General features: G+C 69.3%; 9 protein-coding genes and 1 pseudogene. 6 read left to right on the top strand and 4 right to left on the bottom strand.

Features of this window, described 5'->3' with window-relative positions:
- Nucleotides 1-216 precede the first annotated feature (216 nt).
- The 3 genes from ACWD6R_RS39130 (at nt 217) to ACWD6R_RS39120 (ending at nt 2,405) form a co-directional block, all read left to right on the top strand.
- The gene (locus tag ACWD6R_RS39130; RefSeq protein ID WP_451823120.1) at nt 217-852 is read left to right on the top strand and encodes an IS607 family transposase; all 636 of its coding nucleotides are present in this window, start codon (nt 217-219) and stop codon (nt 850-852) included.
- 72 nt (nt 853-924) lie between these two features.
- Complete coding sequence (locus ACWD6R_RS39125) at nt 925-1,566, top strand: hypothetical protein (RefSeq protein ID WP_451823119.1); 642 nt, start codon at nt 925-927, stop codon at nt 1,564-1,566.
- Nucleotides 1,515-2,405, top strand: coding sequence for a hypothetical protein (locus ACWD6R_RS39120; protein WP_451823118.1), 891 nt, complete (start codon nt 1,515-1,517; stop codon nt 2,403-2,405). Before ACWD6R_RS39125 ends, ACWD6R_RS39120 begins: the two co-directional genes overlap by 52 nt.
- Here ACWD6R_RS39120 and ACWD6R_RS39115 read toward each other — a convergent pair.
- Nucleotides 2,377-3,042, bottom strand: coding sequence for a TetR/AcrR family transcriptional regulator (locus ACWD6R_RS39115; RefSeq protein ID WP_451823117.1), 666 nt, complete (start codon nt 3,040-3,042; stop codon nt 2,377-2,379). The two genes, ACWD6R_RS39120 and ACWD6R_RS39115, sit on opposite strands and share 29 nt — an antisense overlap.
- A gap of 71 nt (nt 3,043-3,113) precedes the next feature.
- On the opposite strand from ACWD6R_RS39115, the gene ACWD6R_RS39110 reads away from it, so the two are divergent.
- Nucleotides 3,114-3,944, top strand: a complete 831-nt coding sequence (locus ACWD6R_RS39110) for a class I SAM-dependent methyltransferase (RefSeq protein WP_451823116.1) — start codon at nt 3,114-3,116, stop codon at nt 3,942-3,944.
- A gap of 422 nt (nt 3,945-4,366) precedes the next feature.
- The gene (locus ACWD6R_RS39105) at nt 4,367-4,543 is read left to right on the top strand and encodes a hypothetical protein (RefSeq protein ID WP_451823115.1); all 177 of its coding nucleotides are present in this window, start codon (nt 4,367-4,369) and stop codon (nt 4,541-4,543) included.
- A gap of 108 nt (nt 4,544-4,651) precedes the next feature.
- On the opposite strand, the gene ACWD6R_RS39100 is transcribed toward ACWD6R_RS39105, so the two are convergent.
- Together ACWD6R_RS39100 and ACWD6R_RS39095 are read right to left on the bottom strand one after the other, a co-directional pair.
- Nucleotides 4,652-5,488: an alpha/beta fold hydrolase gene (locus ACWD6R_RS39100; RefSeq protein WP_451823114.1), complete on the bottom strand. Its 837-nt coding sequence runs from the start codon at nt 5,486-5,488 to the stop codon at nt 4,652-4,654.
- A gap of 68 nt (nt 5,489-5,556) precedes the next feature.
- A pseudogene (locus ACWD6R_RS39095) lies at nt 5,557-6,314 on the bottom strand (alpha/beta hydrolase).
- A gap of 464 nt (nt 6,315-6,778) precedes the next feature.
- Here ACWD6R_RS39095 and ACWD6R_RS39090 point away from each other — a divergent pair.
- Nucleotides 6,779-6,913, top strand: a complete 135-nt coding sequence (locus ACWD6R_RS39090) for a hypothetical protein (RefSeq protein ID WP_451823113.1) — start codon at nt 6,779-6,781, stop codon at nt 6,911-6,913.
- A gap of 166 nt (nt 6,914-7,079) precedes the next feature.
- On the opposite strand, the gene ACWD6R_RS39085 is transcribed toward ACWD6R_RS39090, so the two are convergent.
- Nucleotides 7,080-7,537 (bottom strand): hypothetical protein (locus ACWD6R_RS39085; RefSeq protein ID WP_451823112.1); only part of this gene is annotated, 458 nt, incomplete at its 5' end.

Below are 7,537 nucleotides of genomic sequence, written 5' to 3'. Positions count from 1 at the left end.
CCGCCCACCCCGGCTGCACCTCATCCGTCACCCCCGCATCCTAGGGGTCAACGGCATCCATAAGCCGAGGAGTTATTAATCGACAGCCCCCAGGGTGATGGTGAGTAGCACGTCTTCGGTGGTTTGAGATTGTTTATTTCTGTTTTCATCATTTCGTGCAGCTTTCTGCTGTTCTGGGAAGAGTCTGGGCTGTGTCCGGGGCTACCGTCCGTGGGCATGGAGTTGTTGCGGTTGGCGGTGGCGGCGCGTCGTGTGGGCGTGCATCCGGACACGCTTCGGGTGTGGGCGGACGCGGGGCGGGTTCGGGTGGTGTGGGTGGGGCGTGAGCGCAGGTTTCCCACAACCGGACTGGACGCGCTGGTCGTTGACGGTCGGGGTGGGGAGCGTGAGCGCCGTGAGGCGTTGTATGTGCGCGTGTCTGGCAGTACGGGGCAGGAGTCGTCGCTCGCCGCGCAGGAGGCAAAGTTGCGGGCCACCGCTTCGGGCGAGGTGATCGCGGTGTTCAAGGACCGTGCGTCGGGTCTGCGGGAGGAGCGTTTGGGGCTGAAGCGGCTGCTGGCCGCCGCTCGGGAGGGTCGGATCACGCATGTCCGGGTCACCCACGAGGACCGGCTGGCCCGATTCGGGACCCGCTGGCTGATCACCGTGCTGGAAGCGGATGGGGTGCAGGTCGAAGTGCTCCACCCCAAGGCGGCCGCACCGGGCGGCACGGAAGAACTCCTGGCCGACTTCGTCTCGTTGATCGCCTCCTTCTTTGGCCGTGTGTACGGGATCCGCTCACGTCAGGCCGGACAGCGGTTGCTCGCCGCCGTCGGCAGCCCGCCACACACCGGCCGGCCGCCCACCGTCTGACCTGCCCCCTTGCGCAGACAGTCCCGCGAGCAGCACACGAGCACACCGGACACGGACGGAGGCGAGAAGCGAATGCGGCGGAAGATGACCCTGGGTGAGGGTGAGGTGCAGCAGGTCGCTGCCGCGTGTGCCCGCGCGTTCCGGGGTGTCGACACCGTGACCGGACAGGCGTTGCCGGAGGCGGTGTTGGTGGCGCGGGTGCGGTGGCTGGCCTCGCTGGTGGAGGGCTTGGCGTCGGGTGTGGTGCGGGGGCGCTGGAGCGGGCCGGATCTGGCCCGGCTGGCGTCCGGGGTGGACGAGGCCGGGGTGTCGTTGCCGTCGCAGGCGTGGATGGCGTTGCGGCGCCTTGGCTGGCGGACAAAGACTCCTGCGGGTGTGTACGTCCCCGATCGGGTGGGGCGTATCGCGGAGGAGCAGGCGGGGCGGGTGCTGCGCTCGGCGTGGTGGCGGGCCCAGGTCGTGGACGCGGTCCTGGTCACCTGGCCGGCCGACCCCGTGCGGCGTACCCGAGCGGAGTGGGAGGCGTTGCGGGCCGCGCTGCCCGACGGCGGAAGTGGGGCCGTGAGCAGTGTGCTGCGGGCCCGCACGAAACAGATCGCCGACTTCCATGGTCGGCATGGCCGGTTTCCGGCCGGGGTGACGGAGTTGGAGCCCGGCCCGGGGTGGGTGGGCAGGTGGTGCTCGCGGCGGTGGACCGGCAGCTCGCCACCCTGACCCGCTGCCCCGAAGACCCGTATCGGTACGCGGTGTTGACAGTGAAACTGCCCGTCCGTCCCGACCCGGTTTCGCGCAAGGACTGGCATGAGGTACACGTCCGGTTCCGGCTCCCGGACCACATACCTGCCCATGCCGCCTTGTGTGCGCCGACGCTCCGCGTCCGCGAGAGTCGTCTCCTGTTGGATGTCCCGTATGCGGTCAGTGTGTCGAAGCCCCAGGGGATGGGGCATCGGGTGGCGGTCGCTTTCGACTGGGGCCTGAACACCCTACTGACCGGCGGCACCCTCCGCCTCACCGCCGAACCCCAGCCCCACGTGCTCACCGACGGACAGCCCCTGTTCCTGCGGGTGAACGGTGTCCTCGCCAAGGCCGACCGGCTGCGCCTGCACGGGGAGCGGATCAGCGCGCGCATCGACCGCCTCCAGACCCTGATCGCCTCCCGCCGCGCCCGTGGGATCCGCCCGGACCCGTGGGTGACCGCAAAGCTCGCCGTCCTGGAACACGAACGCCAGCGTGTCTCGAAGCGCCGGTCCCGGCTGAATGCGGGGCTGGCCCGGGCTGCGGCCCGGTTCAGCTCAGGCGAGCAGGACCCCAGCCGCCCCAGGCGTGAAATCAGCACACCGGCTCAACCGACCGTCCGTCTCAGGAGCAGCGGCATTGTCATCGCTTCGACAGGGAACCCAGCCATGCCGGGCCCGGAGGCCGGTGGCCCTCTTGCGGGACCGTCCGACACCGACACCGACACCGAGGCTGAGGCGCAGGCACCAGACGCTGGTGGATGGGTGGGACTGGCCGCCGGGCCGGGCCCTATGGGGCCTCGTCGACATCGGCGATGACGGCCAAGTCGTGGCCGACCTCTTGCTGCTGGGCCTTTGGTAGCAGCGGTTCTTGCACGGCGCCGGCGATGACCGTGGTCACGACCTTGTGGACGGCTCCAGCCTCCGGCGGGGTGCTTTCCCGGTCGGCGAAGAGCAGGTGCCCGGCGCCGATCAGAGTGGGAGCGAGTGTGGCGAGGTCGGCATCGGCCGCGATGCGGCCCCGTTCACGCTCGATGGTGAGGTAGGAGGCGATCATGGCCGTAGCTTCCGTCAGGACCGGCACGCCGGTCGGCGTGGCCTGGCGCAGCCGGGCACGCAGGTCATCCCGTGAGATGACGAGGCCGACGATCGCCACGGCGACCGACTCGAACAGGGTTGCCAGAGTGCCGGTGAGGTTACCGGCGACGGTGCCGGTCCCGGCGGAGTTACGCAGGGCGGAGGCCTGGTTGTCGATCAGGGCGATGCGGTTCATCACGAGCTCGGCGAGGAAGGCGTCGAAGTCGGCGAAGTGCCGGTGCAGGACGCCCTTGGCGCAGCCTGCCTCTGTGGTGACCGCCCGGCTGGTCAGCGCGTTCGGCCCGTCCCGGAGCAGGACGCGCTCGGCGGCGTCAAACAGCTGCTCACGCGCGTTGCGGATGGCTACCCCTGTCGGCACCGTGCATCTCTCCTTCGCTCGCCGGGCCCGCCCGGTTGACGAGTGGGCATGTGCCCACCAATAGTGGGCACATGCCCACTCTACCGCCGACTCGAGCGAGTCTTTCCGAGAGCGAGCCTCATCAATACCGGCAGGCAGCGGAGTCGTTCGGCACGGACGCCGAACGATACGACCGGGCCCGGCCCCGCTATCCCGAGGCCATGGTGGACCGGATCGTCGCAGGCAACCCTGGCCCCGACGTCCTCGACGTCGACTGTGGTACCGGAATCGCCGCCCGGCAGTTCCAGGCGGCCGGCTGCACGGTGCTCGGGGTCGAGCCCGACGCGCGGATGGCCGACCGGGCGCGGCGTCTCGGGGTCGAGGTTGAGATTGCGACGTTTGAAGCCTGGGACCCGGCCGGCCGGGCATTCGATGCGGTCGTCGTCGGCCAGGCCTGGCACCGGATCGACCCCGTCGCGGGGGCGGTCAAGGCCGCGAAGGTGCTGCGCCCGGGCGGCCGGCTGGCGGCGTTTTGGAACGTGTTCCAGCCTCCGTCCGGCGTTGCGGAAGCCGTCGCCGCGGTCTGCCGGCGGGTGATGCCCGACTCGCCGTTCAACGTCCAGGCGATGACGAAGCCGGCCCTGGACGGGTACCAGGTGCTGTTCACCAAGGCCGCAGACGGGATTCGAGAGGCGGGCGGGTTCAGCGAACCGGAGCAGTGGCGATTCGACTGGGAGTGGTCCTGCACCCGGGACACGTGGCTGGACCAGATGCCCACCCAGGGCGCCTTCACCCGGCTCCCATCGGACAAGCTGGCGGAGGCGCTGGAGGGTGTCGGGGCGGCCATCGACTCGACGGGTGGCAGCTTCACGATGCGTTACGCAACGGTGGCGGTCACCACGGCGCGAACCGGCGCCGCCTGAACCGGCTTCACGGCCTGTCCGCAGCCGGCGGGGACACTGGCCCGGACCAGGATCCGGCCGGCCCGGGCCTGCCAGGTTCGAATGCCCGGCTTGGCGGCACCTCCGGCGGGCGCTTCGGCTCGGCCTCTGCATCGACACCCGCGGGCCCGGCCATCGCAACGAGAGGCGCCGCTCGGCAGGGATCCGGGTGTCGCGGGTGGGGAGGCCGACCAGCCCGTGATCCACAAGACCTCGCCCGTCAGGCCGGCCCCTCCAGGGCGGCTCTCCACCGGACCTGGAGCCAGCTGAAGGGCGAGTTCGAAAGGCGGCGGGCCGCCGCCCGGGCGGCTGATCAGCAGCCCGACCCGCGCGAGGCACGGATCACCCGGCTCCGGGATCGGAATCAGCGGCTCACCCACAAACTCGCCTGCAACCAGACTGAGTTGAACCAGCTCGAAGAAAGTCACCAACTCGCCCTGTTGGTCCTGACGGCCCAGGACGACGCAGCTCCACGGCTCCGCCGAGAGCTGCGCACGTTCAGCCGTGCATCCGCAGCTCCTGTCCCCGAGCAGGGGCAGCGGGACGACGTCAAGGGCGTCGTCTCGCTGCCCTACCGCTGAGCGGCCTCACTCCCGAGCGGTCGACGAACCTCTCCCCGAGGATCTGCCGAGCCACCACCGACGCCCGAGCCGGCCAGAACCGCTGAGGTACGGCGACGATGTGGTCGCCTACCCCAGGAACGCCTCGGTGGTCGCCACGAACCGGTCAGCGTCGTCGAGCCACGGATAGTGTCCGGCTCCGGCCTGAACGACGAACTCGGCGTTCGGAAACAGACCGGCGAACTCGGCCATCGTGCGAGGAGGGGCACCCGGATCGACCTCTCCGGCGAGCAGGAGCACCGGCGAAGCGAACCGGGCGAGCGCGGCGCGGGTGGCGTCCGGGTCGAAAGTGCCCTCGGCACCGAAGGCAGCCACGACCTCCATGTTCATCTGCTCATCCCCAGCAGCCTGATGGGCCTGAGCCACCTCGTCCCAACGGCCATAGGAAAACGGTGCGATGGCCTTCCAACCGTCGCTGGTGGCCTTGCCCGCCACTATCGCCTCCAAGGCCGCGAACGCCGCCGGGAACCACGGCTCGTCCCGGCGGAGCTGCGCAGTCTCGCGCCGGAGGTCTCCTGTGATCGTGAAGTCGACGGCCCGGACGCTCGGTGTGATCAGCGCCAGATTGCTGACGCGTTCCGGATGGCGGCCCACATACAGCGTTGCCAGATTCGCGCCGGCGCTATGTGCGAGCAGGTCCATCTGGTCCAGGCCGAGGTGCTCGCGCAGGGCTTCCAGGTCGTCGACGAGTCGGTTGCAGCGGCAGGAGGCGGCGTCCTCCGGCATCTCCGACTGGCCGGTTCCCCGGAGGTCCAGCCTGATCAGCTGCCGGTGCGCGGAAAGGCCACCGAGGTCGCCGAGGTATACGGAGTCCGTCGGTCCCCCGGGCAGGCAGACCACGGGACTTCCGTCGCCGAAGACGTGGTAGGCAAGCTTGGTGCCGTCATACGCGGAGAAGGCAGGCATGGCAAAGATCCTTTCAGTGGTGTTTGGAGAGAAGCGCCGAAGACGTACGTCGGCTTGATCCACGCAGGTCAGCGGTGCGCCTGCGGGGCGTCGAGGTCTCGGACGAGATGACGTGCGAAGAAGCGCTGTGAACTCTCCAGCTCGAACGCGGGGATGCCCGTGTGGCGGCCCGGGTTGGCGTGCAGCGTCTTCTCGTGGGAAGCGAAGGCGTCGAAGAGCGCGAGGCCGGAGTCGCGCGGCGCCAGCTCGTCGTCCCACTGCAGCAGGAACTCGACCGGGACGGTGCCGCCGCCTCGGCCAGGGCTTCGTGGCCCGCGCAGCCGAAGACGGTGGCAGTGATCCTCGGTTCGGCTGCAGCCAAGGGCACGCCGATCGCGCTGCCCAGTGACACGCCCCAGAACCCCACCGGTCCGCTTGCGTCGACGTGGTCAACGTCCTGAAGGGCGTCCAGGGTGGACTGCCACTCCGGAACGGCACGCGCCGCCAGCGAGGCGTTGTGCCGGGCGATGAGCGGGCCGATGGGCTCGCCGGCAGACATCCGTTCCCTGATGCCTGCCACGAACTGCTCGTCCTGCTCGGTTCTTTGGAGGTCGCCGTGTCCAGGCGCGTCGATGGCCGCCACCGCAAAGCCACAGCGAGTCACGTAACAGCGGGCCCGGGCCACGAGGCCCTGGGCGCGCTTGTGCTGGCCACCGCCATGGCCCAGCAGCACCAGGGGGCGCCTGCGGGTAGCACCGCTGGGTGTCCAGAGCAGACCTGAGATGCCGTCATGGGTGAACGGACGTTCCGAGACGCCGTTCGAGGTCGTCTCCGACGTGAAGTACATAGGTTCGTGGCCTTTCGGGATGCCTACGGGCGCTCCCAGGGCCACCTATGTCAGATGAACCGCACAGCCGCGGGGGAGGAGAGCACCCAGTCTGATACAGCGTTAATGGGTCTCACCTCCTCAATCGGTCACGTGCACGGCGACGCTATCAGGCCCCGGCCGGGGGGAACAGACCAAGAGCGGAGCCAGTCGCCGCCGCATCCTCACGACCGTCGGCCGAGCCGGGGCGACGGGCCGCACATCCGCTCGGTCTTCGCCCGCTCGAACCGCTCGCGCCGGGCGCCGCCCCCCGTACGCCCGCCGGACGCCGTGTGATCTTCCTGTCCGGAGATGACGCCCGTGCCGACGACCGCGTCACCCGCCTGATCGAGCGCGCCGGCCGGACCGCCATCGACCTCGGTCCGCTGGCCACCGACGGCCGGCTCCAGCAGTGCCCACCCTCAGCTTCCTCAAGGAGAACTGGCATGACCGGCAGCTTCTGGTCCCTCGGCGGGACGGTGGACGTGAAACTTCCGGGCCAGGCGGCCGAAGGCCGGCCGGCGCAGCTGAAGTTCCACCACCCCGAGCGGTCGAATGGGCATCGCCCGAAGGTCGGCTGACGGACAGTCAGGGTCGGCAGCGGCCGAGCTGGACTTCGGGCGCCGCAGGCGGCCGCAGCGCTGCGCGGTCAGCTGACCAGGTACGAAGCGTTGGGCCGGGGCTGCAACGTCGTCTATGACCAGTAGCGTTGGAGACCTCAACGTCGCCGACTGCGTGCGAACGGGTTCAGAGGCAGCCGCAGTTGGTTCCGTACAAGAGGAACCACAGGGCGAGGAAGAGAAGCACGGTCATCAGGGTCAAGCCCAGCCGGCGAACCCGAAGCGGGCCGGGGCGTCGCCAGACTGTGATCGCGACAACGACGCCGATGAGCAACACGGCGATAGCCCCTGAAGTGAGCGCGGGACTCTGCTGCCAGCCCCAGTAGACCCCTGCCGCGGTTCCGATGAGGAGCAGGCAGCTCAGGAGCTGCAGTATGCCCTCGCTAACGAACTCCAGGACGAATTCCTTGATCCAGGCCCAGATTGTACGCGGGCCGCTGCCCTTCTGCTTCTGTAAAGCCGTTTGAGCCGTGCTCGTGGCTGATTCATCGTAAGCATTCAGTAGGTCGGTGGCGGGCTTCGCGTCTGATGATGTGACAGGTAGTGGGTGGGTGCGGCAGGATCTGTGGTCATGTCGTCCGGGTT

The sequence above is a fragment of the Streptomyces sp. NPDC005151 genome (genome assembly GCF_053599875.1).
Note: the sequence above shows the minus strand (reverse complement) of the source record. Positions and strands in the feature narration are given on the sequence as shown.